The sequence below is a fragment of the Geminicoccus sp. genome (assembly GCF_035556675.1).
In the GTDB taxonomy this organism is placed as follows: Bacteria; Pseudomonadota; Alphaproteobacteria; order Geminicoccales; family Geminicoccaceae; genus Geminicoccus.
Map to the genome: position 1 here is coordinate 11,741 of NZ_DATMFZ010000046.1, position 21,829 is coordinate 33,569.

Consider the following 21,829-nt stretch of genomic DNA (forward strand, 5'->3'; position numbering starts at 1 on the left):
CGTCAGGCCGTCCCGAACACGCGGTCCAGGATCGTGTCGACGTGCTTGAGGTGGTAGCCCAGGTCGAACAGCTCTTCGAGCGCTGCCGGCTCGATCCGGGCGGTCACGTCCGGGTCGGCCTGGAGCTGGGCCAGGAAGGGTTGCTCCGCCTCCCAGGCGCGCATCGCGTTGCGCTGGACCAGCTCGTAGGCCTTCTGCCGGGGCATGCCGGTGTCGATCAGGGCCAGGAGGATGCGCTGGGCATTCCACAGGCCCAGCGATGCGTCGAGGTTGCGCTGCATCCGCTCGGGATAGACCACCAGCTTCTCGACCATGCCGGCGGCCCGGTGCAGGGCGAAGTCCAGGACGATGCAGGCATCGGGCAGGAGGGTGCGCTCCACCGCACTGTGCGAGATGTCGCGCTCGTGCCAGAGCGCCACGTTCTCCAGGGCCGGAATCACCGCGCCACGCACGATCCGCGCCAGGCCCGTCAGGTTCTCGGACAGCACCGGGTTGCGCTTGTGCGGCATGGCCGAGCTGCCCTTCTGGCCTTTGTGGAAGAACTCCTCAGCCTCACGCACCTCGCTGCGCTGGAGGTGACGGATCTCGACCGCCAGGCGCTCGATCGCGGACGCCGTGATCGCGAGGCTGGCGGTAAAGGCGGCATGGCGGTCGCGCGGGATCACCTGGGTCGAGACCGGCTCCACGGCCAGGCCCAGCTTGGCGGCGACTCTGGCCTCGACCGCCGGATCGACATTGGCGAAGCTGCCGACCGCACCGCTGATGGCGCAGGTGGCGATCTCCGCCCGGCCGGCCACCAGCCGTGCCCGGCAGCGGGCGAACTCGGCGAAATGGCCGGCGAGCTTCACCCCGAAGCTGGTGGGTTCGGCATGGATCGCGTGGCTGCGGCCGATCGTGGGCGTGGCTCGGTGCTCCAGGGCACGCGCCTTGAGCGCGGCCAGCAGCCGGTCCAGCCCCGCGATCAGCAGGTCGGCGGCGCGACTGAGCTGGACCGCGAGCGTGGTGTCGAGCAGGTCCGAGCTGGTCAGGCCCAGATGGAGGAAGCGCGTGTCGGCACCGCACAAATTCTCCAGATGGGTCAGAAAGGCGATCACGTCGTGGCGCGTGACCGCCTCGATCTGCTCGACTGCGGCCGGGTCGATGATTTCGGCCATGCGCTCCGTGGTGGCGGCCCGCAGCGCACCGACCGCGTCCGCCGGCACCTGGCCCAGTTCTGCCATCGCCTCGGCGGCGGAAAGTTCGATCTCGAGCCACAGGCGCAGCTTCTCTTCAGGCGAGAAGATCGCCGTCATCTCGGGGCGGGCGTAGCGCGGGATCATCTTGCATCGGCTCCGGTGGGATTCGCGGGTTCCGATAGCGCCCATTTGCCCGCATATGAAGCGCGGAACGGTTGCGGGCGAGGAGCAGCATGGGCCGCCATCACGTCGACGACATCCTCTCGTTCTGGTTTGACCTGCCGGACAAGGCGGCCTGGTTCCAGGTCGATCCCGCGTTCGACGCCCGCATCCGCGACCGGTTCGCCGGGCTCCTGCTCCCGGCTGCCGCCGGTGCGCATGACGACTGGGCGGCCACGCCCGAGGGCGCCCAGGCGCTCCTGATCGTCCTGGACCAGTTTCCGCGCAACGTGCATCGGGGCACGCCCCTTGCCTTCGCCTCGGATGCCAAGGCCCGCGAGATCGCGCGGGACGTGCTGGAGGCCGGCCTCGACCGGCAGGTGCCGCGGGAGCGGCGTCTGTTCCTCTATCTGCCGTTCGAGCATTCCGAGCGGCTGGCCGACCAGGATCTGTCCTGCCGGCTCATGGCGACATTGGAGGATCCGGGCCTGCTCGACTACGCGGAGCAGCATCGGCGGATCATCGCCAGGTTCGGTCGCTTCCCGCACCGCAACAAGATCCTCGGCCGCCCGTCCACGCCGGAGGAGGAGGCTTTCCTCCTGGAGCCGAACTCGTCGTTCTGATGCGCTCAGCGCTGGTAGGCGCGGCTGATATAGTTGCTCCAGAACCGCTCGAGCGAGCCCAGGAGGTCGTTGGCCGAGGACAGGCGGTCGGCGCCGATTCCCGTAGCGGCCAGTTCCTCCGCGTTCTTGGCATAGAGCGCGTCGATCTTGCCGACCAGGTCCAGGCCCTTGGGCGAAAGCCGCACCCGCGTCATCCGCCGGTCGTGGAAAGAGCGTTCCTGAATCAGGTAGCCGGTCTCGACCAGTTTCTTGACGTTGTAGGACACGTTCGAACCGAGATAGTAGCCGCGCACCGTCAGTTCGCCGACGGTCAGCTGCTCCTCATTGATGTTCGAGAGGATCAGGGTCTGCACGTTGTTGATGTCTTCAATGCCCAACCGGTCGAGTTCGGTCTTGATGACATCGAGGAAGCGCCGATGGAGACGTTCGATCAACCGGATGGAAACGAGATATGGATCTTTCACGTCGCCCTCGTATCGGGACAGCGCGGGGCCTGAACATGCCGACCATTCGTCTGGGCCGCCGGTTCGCCAGGATCCGCCCATCTACATCTCTTGAGACACTGACGAAAAGTCCCGCCGCACGTCAACGATCGGTATATCGGATTCTTTAATTTTTCACCCACTAAGCGATTCTATGGTGAGAGTGCGCCAGGCACTGATACCTGAGGTCGCCAAGCTCGTGAGGTTCGTCGCGACGGCCGGTCGCATGGTGGAAGCGAACGTTTAACCTCGGCGTCCGGCTGATCTATTCTGGGGCGGTTCCAACCTGTCCTGGTAGCAGCATTGACCCCGTTCGCCGCTTTTCCGCGCTCACGCCCTCGCCGGCTGCGGCGCACCCCCTGGATCCGCGCCATGGTGGCCGAGTTCGCCCTGAGCCCGCGCGACCTGATCCTGCCCGTGTTCATCCTGGAGGGACAGGGCCAGCGCGAGGCCGTAGCCAGCATGCCGGGTGTCGAGCGGCTGTCGGTCGACCTGCTGGTGGGCGTCGCCGAGGAGGCCGCCAGCCTGGGCATTCCGGCCCTGGCCCTGTTCCCGGTGACCCCGTCCGAGCGCAAGTCCGATGACGGGCGCGAGGCGTGGAACGAGGACAATCTGGTCTGCCGGGCGCTGCGGGCGATCAGGCGCGCCGTGCCGGAGATCGGGCTGATCACCGACGTGGCGCTCGACCCCTACACCTCGCACGGCCAGGACGGGCTGATCCGCGACGGCCGGATCCTGAACGACGAGACGATCGAGGCGCTCTGCCGCCAAGCCCTGTGCCAGGCAGCCGCCGGCTGTGACATCGTGGCGCCGTCCGACATGATGGACGGGCGGATCGGCGCGCTGCGTTCGGCGCTGGACGAGCAGGGCTTCCAAGATACGATCCTGCTGTCATATGCCGCCAAGTACGCCTCGGCCTTCTACGGGCCGTTCCGCGACGCGGTCGGCTCCGGCCGCTCGCTCGGCCGCGCCGACAAGAAGACCTACCAGATGGACCCCGCCAATACGGCGGAGGCGCTGCGCGAGGTCGCGGCCGATCTGGCTGAGGCCGCGGACATGGTGATGGTCAAGCCCGGCCTGCCCTATCTCGACATCATCCGGCGGGTGAAGGAGACCTATGACGTCCCGACTTTCGCCTACCAGGTCAGCGGCGAGTATGCCGTGATCAAGGCGGCGGCAGCACAGGGCTGGATCGATGGCGACGCCGCGATGATGGAGACGCTGCTGGCCTTCAAGCGGGCCGGGGCGGACGGCATCCTCACCTATGCCGCCATCGACATCGCCCGGCGGCTGCGCGAGGGGGGCTGAAGCTCAAAGGCGGATCAGCGGCAGGCCCTTCTCGGGGTCGTGGACCCGGCGCAGATGCGCCGGTGATTCGGTCAGCACGACCTCGAGCGTCGGCTCCACCGTGCCCTTCAGGAGGTGGCCACCCAGGGTCGAGGCGTCGCGGCGGCCCAGCACGGCGTGGAGGTGCAGCTTCGGCTTGCCGTCCTCCATGACACTGACATCGCCCAGCATGGCCACGACCTCGGTGGCATCCTCGACCGGGATCTCCAGGTACTCCTTCCGGGCACCGTCCCAGAAGGCCAGGGTCGCCTCGCTGAAGGCGCCGATCGCGGTGATCTGGGCAGCTGCGATCCGATGCTCCACGGCGAATGCTTCCAGGCACGCCATCACCTCGTCGCCCGCATCCAGCACTACCGCGAAGGTCCGCTGGCCATCCGCCTCGTGTATCTGTCGGGCCTGCATCGCTGCCGTTCCTCCATCTGCTCTGCCCGGCAGAACGACCTTGCGTCGTGACCCGTTCCCTCCCGCTGGCGGCGGCCATTACCTGCAAAGTTCTACCACTCTGATCTGGAGTATATCATTGACCCGGCGCACCGGCGCCGTGATGCTTTGCCGTGGGGCGGTTCCAGGGTCAGGCTGACAATGACGAGGCAACGATTCGGGCTTCTGCTGGCGCTGGCCAGCGCGGTCATCATCACCGGCTGCCAGGGCGGCGGCGGGTCGGCGGATGGCCCGGCACCGGTGACTGCGGAAACGGCGAAGATGACGCCCGAGCAAGGTCTCTCGGAAGCCTGGACCTACCGCGATCCCGACTTCGATCCGCACGCCTACCACAAGGTCATGATCGAGCCCGAGGCCCACGTATATCAGGGGCCGGGGGCCGACTACGGCGACATCTCGCCGGAGGAGGCGCAGAAGATGGCGCAGATGCTGCCGGACGAGACGCTGGCCCTGCTCCGCTCGCGCGACTACCTGGTGAGCGAGGCCGGGCCGGGCGTGCTGAAGCTGCGCTTCACCGTGGTGAAGATCGATTCGACGGTTCCGATTGTATCGACGCTCACCCGGATCATCCCCATGAGTGCCGCGATCAACCTGGGCCGCGAGGCGATGGGGGCGGGCGGATCGCTCACCGGCTCGGTGACGATCGTGGTCGAGGCGATCGACTCCCAGACCGGCAAGTCGCTGGTGGTGACTCAGCGCCACGTCAACCCGAAGGCCTTCGACCTCGAATCCACCCTCGGCACGGAGGAAACCGCCCGCGCGGTGGCCAAGCGCGTCGCCGAGGACATCGTGGCGCGCATGGACCGGGTGGCCGGGAGCAGCTGAGGCCCCCGGTCGCGGCACGGATCAGTCCAGCAGGGCCGCCACCTGGTCGTAGAGCTGCGCCGGGGCGGCGATGATCGGGTTGCCCCGGGTGAGCCCGTCATCGGCCAAAAAGTCGTTGGTGCGGCCGCCAGCCCCGCGCACCACCGCGATCGCGGCCAGCGCGTCCCAGCTGTTCATGTGGCCCTCCACATAACCCAGCAGCCGGCCGCAGGCGACGTAGCAGATCGACAGCGTGCCCGACCCGCTGCGGTGGAACATGCCGCCCGCGTTCAGGAGCCGGGTCATCACCGAGATCACCGATGCCGGCGTGATCCGGTTGGAATAGCCGACGCTGGTGATGCCCGCGGTGAAGTCCGCCCCGGGATGCGGGCGGATCGGCCGGTCGTTCATGGTGGCGGGCTCGCCGCGGCGGGCAGCGAACAACTCGTCGGCGCATGGATCGTAGACCAGGCCCATCTCGATCTCGCCATCCCGGACATAGGCGATCGAGATGCACCAGGTCCGGATCCCGGAGATGAAGGGCTGGGTCCCGTCGATTGGGTCGACCACCCAGATGCCGCTGGCCCCGGTGAAATCGGCGGCCCCGGTCTCCTCGCCCAGAAACGCATCGGTCGGGAAGGCCTCGCCCAGGCGCCGCTTGATCAGGAGCTCGGTGTTCAGGTCGGCCTCGCTGGCCATGTCCTGGAGGCCCTTGCTCTTGATCGTGAGCTGGTCGAGCTTCTTGAAATAGTCCAGCGCCAGGGCACCCGCCTCGCGGATCACCGTGCTGGCGGTCGCGAACCGCGCGCCGATCTCGTCCATGCCTGCTTCCACCCTCAGATCCGATCCTTCCAGAGCCAGGCCGCGCCGCGCACGCCCGATGAATCGCCGTGCTTCGCCTTGACCACCTGCGTGTAGAACACCGGCGAGAAGGTGTAGTGGGCGATCCGCTCCGGCAGGTCGCGATAAAGCTCGTCGATGTTGGACATGCCGCCGCCCAGCACGAAGATGTCCGGGTCCAGCGTGTTGGCCACCACCGAGAGGCCGCGGGCCAGCCGGTCCACGTAACGCTCGAAGACCAGCTTGGCCAGCCGGTCGCCGTCGCGGTAGAGCGCCATGATCTCCACGGACTTGGCGCGCTTGCCGGTGTGGCGGAAATAGTCGTTCTGGAAACCGGTGCCGGACGTCCAGGTCTCCTGGCAGCCATGCTTGCCGCAATAGCAGGGGGTGCCCGGGATCTCGGTCAGGTCCGGGTAGGGCAGCGGGCTGTGGCCCCATTCCCCGGCACTGTTGTTGGGCCCGCTGTGTGGCCGGCCGTCGATGGCGATGCCGGCACCGTTGCCGGTGCCGAGGATCACCGCGAACACCACCCGATGCCCGGCCCCTGCCCCGTCGATCGCCTCCGAGGAGGCCAGGCAGTCGGCGTCGTTCTCCAGCCGCACCTCGCGGCCGCCCAGGGCCGCCACCACGTCCTGCTCGACCTGCCGGCCGAGCAACCAGGTGGAGTTGCAGCCCTTGGCGATGCCGGTGCGCGGGTCGAGCGAGCCCGGGATGCCGATCCCGATCAGGCCCGCCTCGCCCGCCCTGGCCTCGGCCTCCAGCGCCAGGTCGGCCACCATGCGCACGCAGGCCTCGTAGTCGCCGGCCGGGGTGTCCTTGCGGATCCGGACCAGTTCCGTGCCGTCGGGGCGCATGGCGAGCGCCTCGATCTTGGTTCCGCCCCAGTCGACACCGATCAGGACCGTCATCTCGTCCTCTTGTCCAGTTCCGTTGCCATTGCCGATGGGCCGACTGCCTGGGGCCGGCCCCGCTCCTTGAACAGCACGTCCGGGTCGCGCGAGAATCCGGCCAGCAGCGGCAGGCTCGCGGCCCCGATCGCCCGCGCGTTCGGGCCGATCGAGCCCGGGATGATCGCCGCCTCCGTCAGCCCCTGGCGGTCCTGCCGGAGGAAGCGCTCGCGCACCGCGTCGGTCAGCCGGGCGCGCACTGCCTCGGGGAAGGCGCCGTCGATCACGACGGCCTGGAAGTCGATCACGGCAAGACCGGCCACGCAGGCGACCGCCAGGTTCTCCGCGCTGCGCTCGATCCACCGGTCCAGCGCAGCACCCAGGCTGGACCAGTCGTCGGAGCGCCACAGGTGCTGCGGGTTCAGGCCACGCTCGGTCAGCTCCCGCTCCAGCACGTAGAGCGAGGCGGTACGGATCAGCCGCTGCCCGCCATCCCCCACCGGCAGCGAGCCGACCGCACCGGCATTGCCGCTATGGCCCTGGAACAGCTTGCCGTTCAGGACGATGCCACCGCCGAGGAACGAGCCAACGAAGAAGTAGAGGAAGTCGGCGACATGCTGATGGCCGAAGGCCAGCTCGGCCGCGCAGGCAGCGGTGGCATCGTTGCAGTAGTGGACCGGCCAGGGGCAGATGTCCTGCACCGCCGCCGGAATGTCGAAGCCGCGCCAGGCATTCGTGACCGGATCTGGCGCGCCCAGCTCCGGCTGCCAGCTCCAAAGCTCGAAGGGTGCCGCCAGCCCGAGCCCGCGGATCCTGGCCGCCTGGGCCGTGGATAGCCGGCTGGCCAGGATGCGGCAGCCGCGGTCGACGAAGCTGCGCAGCCGCTCAGGGGTCGGATAGGCATAGGTCTCGCGCAGACTGGCGCGGACCACGCCGGTGAAGTCCATCAGGACCAAGTCGCTGGAGCGCCGGCCGAGCTTCATGCCCAGCGAGAACGCACCTTCCGGATCCAGCGCGAGCGGTACGGAAGGCTGGCCGACCCGGCCGCGCTGCGGGCTGTGCCGCAAGAGCAGCCCGTCCGCCTCCAGACTGCTGATGATCACCGACACGGTCTGCGCCGACAGGCCGGTCAGCCGCGCGATCGCCGCCTTGGACAGGCTGCCGCCGCGCCGGATCAGCGAGAGAATCAGCCGCTCGTTGTACAGGCGACCGCCGATCTGATTGGTCCCGCCGCCGAGGTCGGCGACGGCCCGCAGGCCATCCTTGCCGCCGACGGCATGCCCGTTCATTGCTATTGCCTCCCGGCTCACGAGGCCATGGCAGCCGGCAGTCAGACACCGGGCCGCACCCTTGGAGCGGCTGGATGCTGCTCTCGACGATCGTGGCCGGTCAATAGTTAAATCACTTGGATTTATCTATTGACGGCATGCTCGACCCCATGTTCCCTGCCCGCCCATGGCCACCCCGCGCGCCGGGGCGGGCAACGACAATGATCGGCCCGACCGCCATCAGGTGGCGGGTGCGGATCAGGGACCAACAACATATCCACCGATCGGGAGGGACAAAAAGCCATGCGTCCCGTTTTGCTTTCGACCGCCGCAGCACTCGCGGTGCTCGCCGCCACGGCTCTGCCGGCCTCGGCCGAGACCATCGTCGGCCTGGTCACCAAGACCAACAACAATCCCTTCTTCGCCAAGATGAAGGAAGGTGCCGAGGCCAAGGCCAAGGAACTGGGCGTCACCCTGTCCAGCTTTGCCGGCAAGTATGACGGCGACAACGACAGCCAGGTCGCGGCCGTCGAGAGCCTGATCTCGGCAGGGGCCAAGGGCATCCTGATCACGCCGTCCGACACCAAGGCGATCGTGCCCACCATCCAGAAGGCCCGTGACGCCGGCATCCTGGTGATCGCGCTCGACACGCCGCTGGACCCGACAGACGCGGCGGACGCCACGTTTGCGACCGACAACTTCAAGGCCGGCGAGCTGATCGGCCAGTGGGCGGCCAAGACGCTGGGCGACGAGGCGGCCAACGCCAAGATCGCATTCCTGGATGCGCTGGAGACCCAGCCCACGGTCGACGTGCTGCGCGACCAGGGCTTCATGAAGGGCTTCGGCATCGACATCAAGGAGCCCCACCGCTACGGCGAGGAGGATGACCCGCGCATCGTCGGCCATCAGTGGGGCGAAGGCGCCGAGGAAGGCGGCCGGACCGGCATGGAGAACCTGCTCCAGAAGGACCCGGACACCAACGTCGTCTACACGATCAACGAGCCGACCGCGGCCGGCGCCTACGAGGCGCTCAAGGCCTTCGGCGTCGAGGGCCAGGTCCTGATGACTTCGGTCGACGGCGGCTGCCCGGGCGTGCGCAACGTCCAGGCCGGCGTGATCGGCGCCACCTCGATGCAGTTCCCGCTCAAGATGGCGGCGCTGGGCGTCGAGGCGGTGGCGAAGTTCGCCGAGGACGGCTCCAAGCCCGAGCCCACCCCCGGCCTGGACTTCTACGACACCGGCGTGGAGCTCGTGACCGACAAGCCGGTGGACGGCGTCCCGTCGATCACTTCCGAGGAAGCCCTGAAGCTCTGCTGGGGCTGATCCCGACAGAGCCGGCCCCGGTCATGCCGCTGCGTGCTGCGCAGCGGCCACGGGGCCGCCGCTCCCTTTTCCTGAACCAGCGCGGCCGCGGCTTCCTTTGGCGGACGAGAACCCGCGCAGGCTGCCGACGCCGCAAAGCCCAGCCGAATGAGGGCCGAGGATGACCGATGCCGCCAATGCCGCCGGCAGGGCGGGGCCAGCCGAGCACGAGCGGGCGTTGCCGGGAGGCTCGCAGGGCCATGTGACGTTCGAGGAGGAACGCACGACGCCGCTCAAGCGCGTCCAGCAGTTCCTCCATGCCAACCCGACCGCCATTCCGTTCATCGTGCTGGCGCTCTCCATCGCCCTGTTCAGCGCGATCGTCGGCAGCCGCTTCTTCCACCCCTTCAACCTGTCGCTGGTCCTGCAGCAGGTCACGATCATCGCGATCCTCGGCAGCGCGCAGACCCTGATCATCCTGACCGCCGGCATCGACCTGTCGGTCGGCGCCATCATGGTGCTGTCCTCGGTGGTGATGGGCCGGCTGGCGGTGCTGGCCGGCGTGCCGGTCCCGATCGCCTTCATGCTGGGGCTGCTGGTGGGCGTCGGCTGCGGCCTGCTCAACGGCTTCCTGGTCGCCAAGGTGAAGCTGCCGCCGTTCATCGTGACGCTCGGCACCTGGAGCATCTTCGGCGCGCTCAATCTCTGGTACTCGGCGAGCCAGACCATCCGGCAGCAGGAGGTCGCGGAGGCCGCATCCTTCCTGCAGTTCACCGGCACGGCCTTCAATTTCCTGGGCGCCAGGATCACGCTCGGCTCGATCCTGATGCTGATCATCGCGGCGTTCATCTGGTACCTGCTCAACCGCACCGCATTCGGCCGGCACGTCCATGCCACGGGCGACGACCCCGAAGCGGCCAAGCTCGCCGGCATCAACGTCACCGGCACGCTGATCGCGGTCTATACGCTGGCGGGCTTCATCTGCTCGATCGCCGCCTGGGCGCTGATCGGCCGGATCGGGGCGATCAGCTCGATCTCCGGGGCCACGGCCAACCTTGATTCGATCACCGCGGTGGTGATCGGCGGGACCAGCCTGTTCGGCGGGCGCGGCTCGATCATCGGCACACTGGTGGGCGCGCTCATCGTGGGCGTGTTCCGCAACGGCCTGGCACTCGCGGGAGCCGATTCGCTCTGGCAGGAGTTCGCCATCGGCCTGCTCATCATCGTCGCGGTCGCGATCGACCAGTGGATCCGGAAGGTGTCCGCATGAACCAGACCGAGCAGAACACCCACGCGCCCAAGGGCGTGGCGCCGATCCTCCAGGCCCGCAACCTGGTCAAGCGCTACGGCCATGTGGTGGCGATCGACCATGCCGAGTTCGAGCTCTATCCGGGCGAGATCCTGGCGGTGATCGGCGACAACGGTGCCGGCAAGTCGTCGATGATCAAGGCGCTGACCGGGGCGCTCAAGCCCGATGCCGGCGAGATCCTGCTGGAGGGCAAGCGGGTCGAGTTCGATTCGCCGCTCGCCGCGCGGGCGGCCGGCATCGAGACGGTCTACCAGAACCTGGCGCTCTCCCCGGCGCTCAGCATCGCCGACAACATGTTCCTCGGCCGCGAGAAGCGTTCGGAGGGCTTTCTCGGCCAGTACTTCCGCAAGCTCGACCGCGACTTCATGCGCAAGGAGGCGCGCAAGCACCTCAATGCCCTGGGCCTGCTCACCATCCAGAACATCGACCAGCCGGTCGAGACCCTGTCCGGCGGCCAGCGCCAGGGCGTGGCGATCGCCCGCGCCGTGGCGTTCGGCAGCCGGGTGGTGATCATGGACGAGCCGACCGCGGCGCTGGGCGTGAAGGAATCGCGCAAGGTCCTGGACCTGATCCTGGACGTGAAGCGGCGCGGCCTGCCGATCGTGCTGATCAGCCACAACATGCCGCACGTCTTCGAGGTCGCCGACCGGATCCATATCCACCGCCTGGGCCGGCGCGCCTGCGTGATCCGGCCGCAGGACTATTCGATGTCGGACGCGGTCGCGATCATGACCGGGGCGAAGGAGGCGCCGGTCCACTAGGGCCTGTTGACTACATCGAGGCGATCACCTGGCGCTGCCAGAATGGCGCCAAGTGGCGCAGCCCGCCGACTGGGTTCAGGCGATGGTGGATGGCGGCCCAGACCTTCATCCACTTTCGGCCTGCTGGCCGCTGCTCCTTCATGGGCGTCCTCTGCCTCACCGCCGCTCTCGACTGGCTCAAGACCCAATGGGCTCCAGCTTTTATCCTGCTGAAGCGGCCAGATCTCCAGGAAGACCACGGTATTGATCGTGATCAGTGAGGGACGGTCCCGATCATCGCTGAAACACGAGAAACGAAATTCCGGCCACCATGGCATCATCCTGAAATCTCGGAACCATATCTTGCTCGCCAAGGCCAAACTGGCCCAAGTTCTTGGAGGAGCATGGTCATGGCAAGCATCTACGGCACCAGCAGCAAGGCACCAAGTCTCGACGACACCGCATCAGCCGATGACGTCCACGGCGATCTAGGCATCGAGACGCTCGGCTACGCGCCAACCCCTTCTGGCGTCACCGGGACCATCCACAAGACGATCCTCGCCGTCATGTTCACCTTGGCCTTCGCGGGTTCTGCCCCGGCGGACGAACTGCAGCCGGTCGCGGGCCGCAGCATCGACCTCGGTCCGGTTTCCGGGGTTGCCTACTATACGATCGAGCGTGATGGCTTCCGAGTTGTCGCCACCCTCGCGGAGGGGGAAACCGGGACGCCGGTGCGATTCGAGGCCATCCTTGCCCCGGATCAGAGCTTGATGCTTTCGACCCCGCATGGGGTGGGGGTCGCGTCCACGGCGATCGAGATCAGCCGTCAGGATGATCAGGTGGTGATCCACGAGACGGCGGCGGCCACGAACTGAGCACAAAAAGCCAGAGCTCGTCGGTTCCCGATCATTCTCCCCATCCGCGACACGGGCAGCGGATGGAATGGCTGATGGCGGGTGTGCCGACGGATCATCAACGGGCGGTGCTGGAGCCGTTGGTCGAGGCCTGCCGGCCGCGGATGATGCCGTCGCCGCCGCGACCGTTGCCATGGCAGCCGCGGCACCGACGGAGGCCGCTCCGATCGGGATCTCATGGGCCTGCTCGGCCGTTCCTTGGGCAGGTGGTTGTCCATCCACGGCACGGCGGCAGATTCATGCAGGACTTGACGGTGTTCGGGCGGCACGACCAGGCGACGCTCGACCAGATGGCGAACTGCCTGGTCGGCCCGGCGGCCCGCGGCGTGCTCTGTGCGGACGGGCATCTGGGCTACTCGCAGCCGGTGGGTGGCGTGGTGGGCTACCGGGATGCGGTGTCGATCAGCGGGGTCGGTTACGACATCGCCTGCGGCAACATGGCGGTGCGGCTGCCGGTCGAGGCGGCGCAGATCCGGGACGCGCTGCCGGCGATCGCCCGGCGGATCAATGAGCGGATCTCGTTCGGCATCGGCCGGCGCAATGCGGAGCGGGTCGAGGCGGCATGCCTGGAGGACGATCCGGCCTGGGCGATCCGGGCGGTTCGCCCACTGCGCGCCATGGCGCAGGAACAGCTCGGCACGGTGGGCGGCGGCAACCATTATGTGAACCTGTTCGAGGACGAGCAGGGCCTGGTCTGGATCGGGGTCCATTTCGGCTCGCGTGGGCTGGGTCACCGGATCGCCACCCATTTCCGCAACGAAGCGGGCGGCAAGGAGGGCATCATGGTGCCTCCCACCCTGGTGGAGCGCGGCACCGGGCTGGCCGAGGAATACCTGCTCGCGATGCAGCTGGCCGGCCGCTACGCCTATGCCGGCCGGGAATGGGTGTGCCGGGAGGTGGCGCGGATCGTCCAGGGGACCGAGGAGTGGACCGACCTGGTCCACAACCACCACAACTATGTCTGGGAGGAGCAGCATGGCGGCGAGACGCTGCTGGTGGTGCGCAAGGGCGCCACGCCGGCATTTCCCGGGCAGCGCGGCTTCGTCGGCGGGTCGATGGCGGACGGGTCGGTGATCCTGCGCGGGGTGGAGAGCGAGCGTGCCAGGGCGGCGCTCTACTCCACCGTGCACGGCGCTGGCCGGGTGATGGGCCGGCGCGAGGCGGCGGGCAAATGGCGCTGGAAGAAGGGTCGGCGGGTGCTGGTCGAGCCGGGCAAGGTCGACGAGCAGGCGATGCGGGCGGAGGTGGCGAAGCGGGGCATCATCCTGGTGGGCGGCGGTGCCGACGAGGCGCCGCAGGTCTATCGCCGGCTGGAGGACGTGCTGGCCGAACATGCCGGGACGATCGAGATCGAGCACCGGCTGACGCCCTTGGTGGTGGTGATGGCGCCGCCGGAGCTGGTCGATCCGTTCAAGGACTGAACGCCCATGGTCCGGATGCCGCGGCGGACGGAACATGCTATGGGGCCGGCGACATGCTGACCCGACCCGAGACCGCCCTGCCCCGGCCCATGCATCCTGCCCCCTCGCCCGGCGATACCGCGCGGCTTGCGGCGGCCCGTCGCCTGTGCGTGGCGCCCATGATCGACTGGACGACGCGCGACTGCCGCTTCTTCCACCGCATCCTGGCGCCGGGCGCCCTGCTCTATACGGAGATGGTCACGACCGGGGCGATCCTGTTCGGCGACCGGGAGCGGCATCTGGGGTTCGATCCGGCCGAGCATCCGGTGGCGCTGCAGCTGGGCGGCTCGGAACCCGACGCCCTGGCGGAGGCGGCCAAGCTCGGGGCCGAGCGGGGCTATGACGAGATCAACCTGAACTGCGGCTGCCCCTCGGAGCGGGTGCAGAAGGGTGCGTTCGGCGCCTGCCTGATGCGCGAGCCGGAACTGGTGGCGGACTGCGTGCGAGCGATGCGCGAGGCCGTGGCTGTGCCGGTGACGGTCAAGCACCGGATCGGGGTGGACGACGACGAGGAATGGCCGACGCTGCTGCGCTTCGTGACCGAAGTGGCAAAGGCCGGCTGCAGCGTGTTCATCGTCCATGCGCGCAAGGCCTGGCTGAAGGGCTTGAGCCCCAAGGAGAACCGGGAGATCCCGCCCTTGCGCTACGAGCTGGTCGAGCGGCTGAAGGCGGAGCGGCCGGACCTGACGATCGTGCTGAACGGCGGGCTGCGCAGCGAGGCTTCGGTCGCGGACGCACTGGCGCGGTTCGACGGGGTGATGATCGGCCGCGAGGCCTATGAGAACCCCTGGAGCCTGACCCGGTTCGGGCCGCTGGCGGGCCAGGCGGCGCCCGACGGCCTGACGCGCGAGGCAGTGGTCCGGGCGATGGCGGACCATGCCGAGGCGCGCATGGCCGACGGTGTGCCATTCAAGGCGATCGGCCGGCACATGCTGGGACTGTTCAACGGGCTGCCGGGGGCCCGGCGCTACCGGCGCATCCTGTCCGAGGGGATGGTCCAGGGCCTGCCTGCCAGAGAATTGCTGGACGCGGCCCTGGCCGCGGTCACGCGCGACGACACGACCACGAGGAAAGCCGCATGAGCAACGCCACCGAAACCCTGATCCGCTCCTACTACCAGGCGTTCAACGACCGGGACTGGGATGTGTTCTTCGATCTCCTGACCGACGACGTGGTGCACGACCTGAACCAGGGTGCGCGCGAGACCGGCAAGGACGCGTTCCGCCGGTTCATGGGGCGGATGAACCGCGCTTATGCCGAGCGGCTGGCCGACATCGTGGTGATGACCTCGGCGGACGGCAGCCGGGCTGCCGCGGAGTACGTGGTCCACGGCACCTATCTGGCGACCGACGAGGGGCTGCCCGAGGCGAAGAACCAGACCTATGTGCTGCCGGGCGGGGCGTTCTTCGAGGTGCGGGACGGCAAGGTCGCGCGGGTGACCAACTATTACAATCTCGAGGACTGGCTGAAGCAGGTGAAGGGCTGAGGCCCGAGCAGGAGGGAGGTCCGTCGATGAGCGAGCCCCGCTTCGAGCGCCTGACCGGCAGCCGGCTGGAGCAGGCCCTGCCCGAGCTCGCCCGGCTGCGCATCGAGGTGTTCCGGGACTTTCCCTATCTCTACGAGGGCTCGCTGGAGTACGAGCAGCGCTACCTGCGCACCTATCTGGACGAGCCCGAGGCGGTCGTGGTCGGCTGCTTCCTGGACGACCGGGTGATCGGGGCCGCCACGGCCCTGCCCATGCGCGGCGAGCCTGAATCGGTGCGCCGGCCACTGGCGGAGGCCGGCTACGACACCGACCGCCTCTTCTATTTCGGCGAATCGGTGCTGGAGAAGGCCTATCGCGGCCAGGGCATCGGCGTGCGCTTCTTCCAGGAGCGCGAGGCGGCGGCGCGCGCATCCGGCCGCTACGACCATGCGGTGTTCTGCGCCGTGGTCCGGCCCGAGGATCATCCGGCCCGGCCCAAGGACTACCAGCCGCTCGACCAGTTCTGGCGCAGGCGGGGCTTTACCCGGATCGAGGGGCTGAGCTGCCGCTTCTCCTGGAAGGACGTCGGCAACCAGCACGAGACCACCAAGGCCATGTCCTACTGGATCAAGCGGCTCTGAGGCCGGCCAGGCACGGCCTGCCCCGGGTTCGTTTCGTCGTCATTGGCCGCATCCGCGCGGGGGCGTGCGGCGGGCCCTCCATCGGTCGGGGCCGCCTGCCTCCTGGCCCCGGGTTCGTTCGGTAATCCGGCGCGGTCCTCCGCAGGCCCGGCATCGTTGGCGGGAGCGGCCGGCTGGCGGGGGCGACGCGGCTCCAGCGTGATCGCCTCCTCCACCCGCTCCAGCAGGTCCGGCGCCGCCGCCGCGCGGGGTGCCTGGAGAAGCTTCAGCATCTCCCTGATCTCCCGCCAGAGTGCGGAGCGGTAGCGGGTCAGCGCCGCCAGATGGGGCGAAAGATCGTACACCGCCGCTTCGGGCTCCGTGTAGTCGTATTCCGCGATCAGCTCGGCGGCATGGGCACCGGCCAGCCGGTCGCAGCGGTCGCGCAGGAAGAAGTTCCAGGCGAGCTGGTCGACCAGCAGGACCCGGTCCGGCTCGGCGCCGGAGGCGTATTGCTGGAGCAGCGCCTCGCGGCGGCGGAGGAACGCGCCCTCGTCCTCGCCGGGAAGAAAGCGGCGGGTGCGGGCGCACAGGCCGTGACGGACGGCGTTCCTGGCAGAGGCGGCCTTGCCTTCGGGGGTGACGGGGCCGGTCGAGCGGGCGCCGTTCTTGCGGGCGGCTTCGGCCTGGGCGGCGGTGCGGACGGCGGGCATGGCGGAGGGCTCCAGTCATAGGCTTTTACTCCTATAACCGGAGTCGTGGCCGGATTTCCAGCGCAGCGATGCCTGGTACGCCGCCCGCAGCCGCGGGCCTCTCCTGCGCTACGGGTTCACGCCGAGCAGCTTCAGATCGACCGACTCGGCCATCGCCTTATAGCCCGCATCGTTCGGATGGAGATGGTCGCCCTTGTCGTAGGCGGCCTGGATGTGCTTCGGGCTGGCGGGATCGCGGGTCACCGCGTCGAAGTCGATCACGCCGTCGAAGGCGCCGCTGGTGCGGATCCAGTCGTTGATCGCCTGGCGCTTCGCCTCCTTGGTCTCGTCATAGTAGCCGTAGAGCGGCGTGCCCTCGAACGTGTCGGCGAACGGGGTCAGGGTCGCGCCGATGATCCGCATGCCGTTGGCATGGGCCCGCTCGATCAGCTGCTTATAGCCGGTGATCACATCCTCCGCGGCTGGCGCCGGCTCGCCCTCCGGCACCAGCAGCGTGCCCGGCCAGCCGATGTCGTTGATGCCCATCATCAGCACCACCGTGTCGGCGTGCGGATGGCTCAGCACGTCGCGGTCGAAGCGGGCCAGCGCGTTGTCGCCCATGCGGTCGCGCAGGATGCGGGCGCCCGAGATGCCTTCGTTCAGCACCGCGACCTTCGCATCCGCCTGATGCAGGCGCTCGGCCAGGAAGTCCGGCCAGCGGTGGTTGGCATCGAGGCTGGAGCCGTCGCCATCGGTAATCGAATCGCCGAAGAGCACGATGGCGCGCGCATCGTCGGCGGCATCGACCATGATCCCGCTCAGGAAGATGCGCGACTGGATCGTCTGCACCGGCTCGAACGTGGTCTCCTTGGCGAAGTTGCCCTCGCCCGAGATGTAGGCGGTCTGGCGGCCGTCATTGTGCCAGGTGGTGGCGGGCGTGATCTCCGGCAGGAACAGGCTGACGGCCACTTCCGTCAGCGGCTCGACCGGCATGTCCACCGGATCGCTCAGGATCGGCGCGCCGGGTGGCACGGTGACGGACGGGTTGCCGCCGAAGGTCAGGGCGCGGTCCGTGCCGGGCTTGATGGCGCCGTTCTCGTCCGCGAGAGCGACATGCGCAGCACCGATCACCAGGGGATGCTCGCCATACTCGTTGGAGAGCTCGACCCGGACCTGTTCGCCGCCCAGGCTGATCCGGGCGACCTGGCGGATGGTCTGGTTGCGCAGGGCGCGCGGCATGTTGACCGGGGCGAAGAAGTCGGGCTCCCAGACCGGCTGCGGGCTGGCCGACCAGGTGCCGATCCACGCGCCGTCGTCGCCGGAGTGCGCCTGGACCGGCGCCTGGCCGGCGGCCGACAGGCCGAACAGGATGACGGTCAGCGCGAACAGCATCCGCCGCGCCTTCGCGCGGGCAGGCGCAGCGGGCGGCCGATGGTCCTGGAACTGCTCGGACACGGTTACCTCCTGATCTGCTCTTGCTCGGGCTTGGCGATCACGCTGTCTCGACTGTGGTGATCAGTGCCCATTGGTCGAGACTAGTGTTGTTTCCCCAATGGAACAACCTGCAGATCAGGAGTTGCACTGGCGGCTGTTCTGGTCCGGGCAGAACCCAGCGCTGACTGGCAGCCTAATGGCAGACCGCAGGCGGCTCCTTGACCGCTCCGATGAACCAGCTAGATTGTAAGCTAGATTATTCGGAGAGCGGCATGTCCGAGATCGGCGCCTTCGAGGCCAAGAACACGCTGGGCAGCCTGCTCGACCGGGTCGAGCACGGCGAGGAGATCGTCATCACCCGGCGGGGGCGGCCGGTTGCCCGTCTGGTGCCTGCGGATCGCGGCCATGACCGGGCGAAGGCACGGGCGGCGGCCGACCGGATCATCGCGCGCAGCAAAGGCGCGCGGCTGGGTGGCATCGCCCTGAAGGAGCTGATCGACGAAGGCCGGCCGTGAGCCTCGTGCTCGACTGCTCGATGGCGTTGTCCTGGTTCTTCGAGGACGAGCGGACGCCCGCAGCCGAGGCGGTGCTGGCGCAGGTCGCCGAGCAGGGTGCGGTGGTGCCGGGCATCTGGCGGCTGGAAGTAGGCAATGCGCTGCAGGCTGCCGTGCGGCACAGGCGGGTCGATGCCGCGTTCCGGGACGCGTCGATCAGTGACCTGGCGCTGCTCGACATCGTGATCGACCAGGAAACGGATGGGCATGCCTGGGCGGCGACCCTGCAGCTCAGCGACCGCTTCCGCCTGACCACTTATGACGCGGCCTATCTGGAGCTGGCCAGGCGGCGCGACCTGCCGTTGGCTTCGCTGGATCGGGAACTGCGGACAGCCGCCCGGGCGGTGGGGACGGTACTGCTCGGCGAATGAGCGGTGCGATCCCGTGTCCACCTAGCGGGCGCGGTCGTCCTGGCCGCTCCGGTTGCTGTAGAAGACGAGGCCCATCAGGACGATCCCGAGCGTGCAGGTCAGGACGACGCCGAGCGTGAAGGCGATCCAGCCGTGCAAGCCGAGATTGATGTCGTCGAAGGCGCCCATGAACCAGACGATCGCCATGACCAGGGCGATGAAGCCGAGGCAGCCGGCGGCGAAGCCGATCAGCTGGCGCATTGGGACTGCTCCTCTGCCTGCCTGATGCGGCCTGGCCGCGTGGGACCGTTCAGGGACGGGTGGGTGGCGGGCGGAGCCGCATGGGGGTCAGCCACCGGAGGGCCTGCCCTGCCCTGCCTGCTCCTCCTCCGCGCAGGCGGCGAGCGTCAGCGCGGAATGGGCGTAGGCGCCGCCCGCCCGCATCTCGGCGGCGACCCAGATCGCCTCCATCAGCTCCGCCTGGGTGGCGCCGGCCCGGAGAGCGGCCTTGGTGTGGCCCTTGATGCAATAGGGGCACTGGGTGACGTGGGCCACGGCGACCGCGATGATCTGCTTCGTCTTCTGGGACAGGGCGCCCTCGGCGAATACCTTGCGGCTGAATGCCTCGAAGGCGGCCTGGGTCTCGGGCGCCAGCTCGCGGCGCTTCTGCGCGACCTCCCGCGTCGCCGCCGGATACATCGCATCTGCCATGGCTTTCCTCCGGGCCCGGGTCCGGCACGCTCACCGGCCATGCAAGGGGCGGATCACGACCTGGACCTTGCTTTTCAGGTTCATTTACCCCGGGGATGGTCAAAAGCAACATCTAGAATATATGTTTTGGGCAGAGGGCCGCGTTCGAGGACGGACCAGGATGCGTCTGACGGTCTATGCCGACTATTCGCTGCGGATGCTGATGTACCTGGCGGCGAAGCGCAGTGGCGCCGCCACCACCGCCGAGATCGCCCATGCCTATGGCATCTCCAAGGCGCACCTGAACAAGGTCGCCCACCAGCTGGGCCTGGCCGGCTATGTCGGGACGGTGCGCGGCAAGGGGGGCGGGCTGCGGCTCGCCAGGCCGGCCGCGGAGATCCGCGTGGGCGACGTCCTGCGCCGGGTCGAGCCGGACATGGCGCTGGTGCCCTGCTTCGCGCCGGTGCGGGTGGCCTGCCCGATCATGCCGGCCTGCGGGCTGCGCGGCGTGCTGGACGAGGCCTTGCACGCCTTCATGGCGGTGCTGGACCGCTACAGCCTGGCCGATCTCGTGCAGCGGCGGGAGGAGCTGGCGGGGCTGCTGGGCACCGAATAGGGCCGGCGTCGAGCGGGAGGCGGGCAATGGTGGCGCGGGTTCCGGCGGATCATGTGGCGATCAAGCGGATCTACCTGCCGGCGGATCCCGGGGACGGCGTGCGGGTCCTGGTCGACCGGCTGTGGCCGCGCGGGGTGAGCAAGGCCAGGGCGGCGCTGGACGCGTGGAAACGGGACGTGGCTCCGAGTGACGGGCTGCGCCGCTGGTATGGCCATGAGCCGGCGCGATGGCCGGAGTTTTGCGAGCGCTACCGGGCGGAGCTGCGGGACAGGCCGGAGGCGGTCGAAAGCCTGCGCGCCCTGGCGCGGCACGCGCCGGTCACCCTGCTGTTCGGCGCGCGGGACGAGGTGCGCAACGAGGCGGTGGTGCTGCGGGAGGTGCTGCTGGGCCGCTGACGCGGCCGGCGGCAGGGCAAAGCCGCAAGTCGACCTCGTGGCCATGTGCGATGGTGAGGGCCGGATGGCCGGATGGCCGGTGTCGTGACGGAGCCCCCGGCGTCGGCCAGGTCAGGCCGTGCCCGGGCGGCGGCTGCACGGCCAACACGGCGGACATCATGGCCCGGGACGTGGCTTCCTGCAGACCGGAAGGCTTTCGCAGGAGGTCCTGCACTCGCGGGCCTGCTGGCCGGCGGTGCCGGCCAAGCGGTCCGCGGGCATCAGCCCGCCATCTGGTAAGAGGCGGCGGCGGCGCGGTGCATGGTGCGGGTGGCGAGCTGGGCAAGCTGCTCGCCCGCCTCGCGGCTCTCGCGCGCCGAGTTCTCGATGAAGTGCTGGTCGTGCTTGCGCTTCATGAAGATGGCGAACGGGGCCAGGGCGCGGTAGCCGGCCTCGCGGTAATGGGTGACGCGCTGGGCGACGGCGATCAGGCCGGCATCGCGCAGGTCCTGCTCGGGGATGCTCTCGATCAGGGCTTCGCTCGCTTGCGCGATGCAGGCGATCGGGCTGGCGGTGCTGGCGACCGTCTCCTGGCCGAGCTCGCCCAGGATCTGCTCCAGCATGTGGCGCCGCTGCAGGCCCTGCTCGATCCAGTCCCCGAAGATCTTGTCGAGATCCTTGTGCCCGGCGGCCGCCCGCAGGGTCGGCACCAGCTCGCAGAGCTGGGTCTCGCCGCAGAAAAGGTCCTGCAACTGCTGAGCGTAGAGATCTTCCAGGGTATGAATCGGCAACTTCTTTGTCCTCGTCGGGCCATGGGCGCTGAATGACCGGCGGGCACGCGTTCTAGCTGCATCGGGACCTGCCCGCGCATGAAGCGCACAATAACGTGCAGGGTTCTCAGGATCCGCCGGAATCCGTCATTGGATATGGCTATTGAAACGATATTTTTCAATAGCTCACCGTGGCCGCATTTTTTCTTTTCGATGGTCCTCCGGACGCGGTCGCGACAGTCCAAGCATGATGGGAATGGCTGCCCGGCACAGCCAGCAGCCATGACCACGGCCAGCAGGTTTCCCAGGTCATCCCCAGGTCGAACCGGGGGATGACCTGAAGGAGGACTAGCGGAACGCCGGCTCGTCGAAGCTGCGCAGCTTGCGCGAATGGAGCCGGTCGGGGCCCTGCTCGCGCAGGAGCCGGATCGCTTCCAGCCCGACCAGCAGATGCTGCTCGACCCGCTGGCGGTAGAACTGGTCGGCGGAGCCGCGCAGCTTGATCTCGCCGTG

General features: G+C 68.5%; 27 protein-coding genes and 1 pseudogene. 16 read left to right on the top strand and 12 right to left on the bottom strand.

Going from position 1 to position 21,829, the window contains the following annotated elements:
- Positions 1 to 2: 2 nt before the first annotated feature.
- Positions 3 to 1,319 carry an adenylosuccinate lyase gene (gene purB / locus VNS22_RS03405; protein ID WP_325729619.1) on the bottom strand — a complete coding sequence of 439 codons (1,317 nt, stop codon included), beginning with the start codon at positions 1,317 to 1,319 and terminating at the stop codon, positions 3 to 5.
- Between the two features lie 89 nt (positions 1,320 to 1,408).
- On the opposite strand from purB, the gene VNS22_RS03410 reads away from it, so the two are divergent.
- A complete protein-coding gene (locus VNS22_RS03410) occupies positions 1,409 to 1,957 on the top strand; it encodes a DUF924 family protein (protein WP_325729621.1) in 549 nt (182 codons plus the stop codon).
- 5 nt (positions 1,958 to 1,962) lie between these two features.
- Here the strand turns inward: VNS22_RS03410 and VNS22_RS03415 are convergent, their stop codons facing one another.
- Positions 1,963 to 2,421 carry a MarR family winged helix-turn-helix transcriptional regulator gene (locus tag VNS22_RS03415; protein WP_349261700.1) on the bottom strand — a complete coding sequence of 153 codons (459 nt, stop codon included), beginning with the start codon at positions 2,419 to 2,421 and terminating at the stop codon, positions 1,963 to 1,965.
- A gap of 321 nt (positions 2,422 to 2,742) precedes the next feature.
- On the opposite strand from VNS22_RS03415, the gene hemB reads away from it, so the two are divergent.
- Positions 2,743 to 3,747 carry a porphobilinogen synthase gene (hemB, locus tag VNS22_RS03420; RefSeq protein ID WP_325729624.1) on the top strand — a complete coding sequence of 335 codons (1,005 nt, stop codon included), beginning with the start codon at positions 2,743 to 2,745 and terminating at the stop codon, positions 3,745 to 3,747.
- A gap of 3 nt (positions 3,748 to 3,750) precedes the next feature.
- Here hemB and VNS22_RS03425 read toward each other — a convergent pair whose 3' ends face one another.
- The gene (locus tag VNS22_RS03425) at positions 3,751 to 4,188 is read right to left on the bottom strand and encodes a PPC domain-containing DNA-binding protein (protein WP_325729625.1); all 438 of its coding nucleotides are present in this window, start codon (positions 4,186 to 4,188) and stop codon (positions 3,751 to 3,753) included.
- A gap of 180 nt (positions 4,189 to 4,368) precedes the next feature.
- On the opposite strand from VNS22_RS03425, the gene VNS22_RS03430 reads away from it, so the two are divergent.
- Positions 4,369 to 5,052, top strand: a complete 684-nt coding sequence (locus tag VNS22_RS03430) for a DUF3313 domain-containing protein (protein ID WP_325729627.1) — start codon at positions 4,369 to 4,371, stop codon at positions 5,050 to 5,052.
- Positions 5,053 to 5,073: 21 nt separating this feature from the next.
- On the opposite strand, the gene VNS22_RS03435 is transcribed toward VNS22_RS03430, so the two are convergent.
- The 3 genes from VNS22_RS03435 to VNS22_RS03445 are packed head-to-tail and all read right to left on the bottom strand — an operon-like array spanning position 5,074 to position 8,047.
- A complete protein-coding gene (locus tag VNS22_RS03435) occupies positions 5,074 to 5,853 on the bottom strand; it encodes an inositol monophosphatase (protein WP_325729629.1) in 780 nt (259 codons plus the stop codon).
- Positions 5,854 to 5,867: 14 nt separating this feature from the next.
- Positions 5,868 to 6,779, bottom strand: coding sequence for an ROK family protein (locus tag VNS22_RS03440; protein ID WP_325729631.1), 912 nt, complete (start codon positions 6,777 to 6,779; stop codon positions 5,868 to 5,870).
- The gene (locus tag VNS22_RS03445) at positions 6,776 to 8,047 is read right to left on the bottom strand and encodes an ROK family transcriptional regulator (protein WP_325729633.1); all 1,272 of its coding nucleotides are present in this window, start codon (positions 8,045 to 8,047) and stop codon (positions 6,776 to 6,778) included. Before VNS22_RS03445 ends, VNS22_RS03440 begins: the two co-directional genes overlap by 4 nt.
- A 282-nt stretch (positions 8,048 to 8,329) precedes the next feature.
- On the opposite strand from VNS22_RS03445, the gene VNS22_RS03450 reads away from it, so the two are divergent.
- The 9 genes from VNS22_RS03450 (at position 8,330) to VNS22_RS03490 (ending at position 15,857) form a co-directional block, all read left to right on the top strand.
- Entirely contained in the window at positions 8,330 to 9,349 is a 1,020-nt protein-coding gene (locus VNS22_RS03450) for a sugar ABC transporter substrate-binding protein (RefSeq protein WP_325729635.1), read from the top strand.
- Positions 9,350 to 9,509: 160 nt separating this feature from the next.
- Positions 9,510 to 10,598: an ABC transporter permease gene (locus VNS22_RS03455; protein ID WP_325729637.1), complete on the top strand. Its 1,089-nt coding sequence runs from the start codon at positions 9,510 to 9,512 to the stop codon at positions 10,596 to 10,598.
- Positions 10,595 to 11,398 carry an ATP-binding cassette domain-containing protein gene (locus tag VNS22_RS03460; protein ID WP_325729639.1) on the top strand — a complete coding sequence of 268 codons (804 nt, stop codon included), beginning with the start codon at positions 10,595 to 10,597 and terminating at the stop codon, positions 11,396 to 11,398. The genes VNS22_RS03455 and VNS22_RS03460 overlap by 4 nt, the downstream gene beginning before the upstream one ends.
- An 89-nt stretch (positions 11,399 to 11,487) precedes the next feature.
- The gene (locus tag VNS22_RS03465) at positions 11,488 to 11,658 is read left to right on the top strand and encodes a hypothetical protein (protein ID WP_325729641.1); all 171 of its coding nucleotides are present in this window, start codon (positions 11,488 to 11,490) and stop codon (positions 11,656 to 11,658) included.
- Between the two features lie 129 nt (positions 11,659 to 11,787).
- Entirely contained in the window at positions 11,788 to 12,252 is a 465-nt protein-coding gene (locus VNS22_RS03470; protein WP_325729643.1) for a hypothetical protein, read from the top strand.
- 278 nt (positions 12,253 to 12,530) lie between these two features.
- Positions 12,531 to 13,712, top strand: a complete 1,182-nt coding sequence (locus VNS22_RS03475; RefSeq protein WP_325729645.1) for an RtcB family protein — start codon at positions 12,531 to 12,533, stop codon at positions 13,710 to 13,712.
- An 89-nt stretch (positions 13,713 to 13,801) separates the two neighbouring features.
- Positions 13,802 to 14,833 (top strand): tRNA dihydrouridine(20/20a) synthase DusA, encoded by a 1,032-nt coding sequence (gene dusA / locus VNS22_RS03480; RefSeq protein ID WP_349261701.1) that lies wholly within the window; start codon positions 13,802 to 13,804, stop codon positions 14,831 to 14,833.
- Positions 14,830 to 15,237 (top strand): ketosteroid isomerase-related protein, encoded by a 408-nt coding sequence (locus tag VNS22_RS03485; protein WP_325729649.1) that lies wholly within the window; start codon positions 14,830 to 14,832, stop codon positions 15,235 to 15,237. The genes dusA and VNS22_RS03485 overlap by 4 nt, the downstream gene beginning before the upstream one ends.
- A gap of 26 nt (positions 15,238 to 15,263) precedes the next feature.
- Positions 15,264 to 15,857 carry a GNAT family N-acetyltransferase gene (locus tag VNS22_RS03490; protein WP_325729651.1) on the top strand — a complete coding sequence of 198 codons (594 nt, stop codon included), beginning with the start codon at positions 15,264 to 15,266 and terminating at the stop codon, positions 15,855 to 15,857.
- Here VNS22_RS03490 and VNS22_RS03495 read toward each other — a convergent pair.
- Both VNS22_RS03495 and VNS22_RS03500 read right to left on the bottom strand, forming a co-directional pair.
- Complete coding sequence (locus VNS22_RS03495) at positions 15,836 to 16,549, bottom strand: hypothetical protein (protein ID WP_325729653.1); 714 nt, start codon at positions 16,547 to 16,549, stop codon at positions 15,836 to 15,838. The genes VNS22_RS03490 and VNS22_RS03495 overlap by 22 nt on opposite strands.
- A 108-nt stretch (positions 16,550 to 16,657) precedes the next feature.
- The gene (locus VNS22_RS03500; RefSeq protein ID WP_325729655.1) at positions 16,658 to 17,983 is read right to left on the bottom strand and encodes an SGNH/GDSL hydrolase family protein; all 1,326 of its coding nucleotides are present in this window, start codon (positions 17,981 to 17,983) and stop codon (positions 16,658 to 16,660) included.
- A gap of 251 nt (positions 17,984 to 18,234) precedes the next feature.
- Here VNS22_RS03500 and VNS22_RS03505 point away from each other — a divergent pair, with 251 nt between their 5' ends.
- Both VNS22_RS03505 and VNS22_RS03510 read left to right on the top strand, forming a co-directional pair.
- Positions 18,235 to 18,477 (top strand): type II toxin-antitoxin system prevent-host-death family antitoxin, encoded by a 243-nt coding sequence (locus VNS22_RS03505; protein ID WP_325729657.1) that lies wholly within the window; start codon positions 18,235 to 18,237, stop codon positions 18,475 to 18,477.
- On the top strand, positions 18,474 to 18,887 hold the full coding sequence (locus tag VNS22_RS03510) for a type II toxin-antitoxin system VapC family toxin (protein WP_325729659.1): 414 nt from the start codon (positions 18,474 to 18,476) through the stop codon (positions 18,885 to 18,887). Before VNS22_RS03505 ends, VNS22_RS03510 begins: the two co-directional genes overlap by 4 nt.
- A gap of 21 nt (positions 18,888 to 18,908) precedes the next feature.
- On the opposite strand, the gene VNS22_RS03515 is transcribed toward VNS22_RS03510, so the two are convergent.
- Entirely contained in the window at positions 18,909 to 19,127 is a 219-nt protein-coding gene (locus VNS22_RS03515; protein WP_325729661.1) for a hypothetical protein, read from the bottom strand.
- Positions 19,128 to 19,214: 87 nt separating this feature from the next.
- Entirely contained in the window at positions 19,215 to 19,577 is a 363-nt protein-coding gene (locus VNS22_RS03520) for a carboxymuconolactone decarboxylase family protein (RefSeq protein ID WP_325729663.1), read from the bottom strand.
- A 160-nt stretch (positions 19,578 to 19,737) separates the two neighbouring features.
- Here VNS22_RS03520 and VNS22_RS03525 point away from each other — a divergent pair, with 160 nt between their 5' ends.
- Both VNS22_RS03525 and VNS22_RS03530 read left to right on the top strand, forming a co-directional pair.
- The gene (locus VNS22_RS03525; RefSeq protein WP_325729665.1) at positions 19,738 to 20,172 is read left to right on the top strand and encodes an Rrf2 family transcriptional regulator; all 435 of its coding nucleotides are present in this window, start codon (positions 19,738 to 19,740) and stop codon (positions 20,170 to 20,172) included.
- A 26-nt stretch (positions 20,173 to 20,198) separates the two neighbouring features.
- Positions 20,199 to 20,567: a DUF488 domain-containing protein gene (locus VNS22_RS03530; RefSeq protein WP_349261699.1), complete on the top strand. Its 369-nt coding sequence runs from the start codon at positions 20,199 to 20,201 to the stop codon at positions 20,565 to 20,567.
- Between the two features lie 260 nt (positions 20,568 to 20,827).
- On the opposite strand, the gene VNS22_RS03535 is transcribed toward VNS22_RS03530, so the two are convergent.
- Together VNS22_RS03535 and VNS22_RS03540 are read right to left on the bottom strand one after the other, a co-directional pair.
- Positions 20,828 to 21,337, bottom strand: coding sequence for a DUF892 family protein (locus VNS22_RS03535; protein WP_325729669.1), 510 nt, complete (start codon positions 21,335 to 21,337; stop codon positions 20,828 to 20,830).
- A gap of 327 nt (positions 21,338 to 21,664) precedes the next feature.
- Positions 21,665 to 21,829 (bottom strand): annotated as a pseudogene (locus VNS22_RS03540) (AMP nucleosidase); the annotation flags it as partial.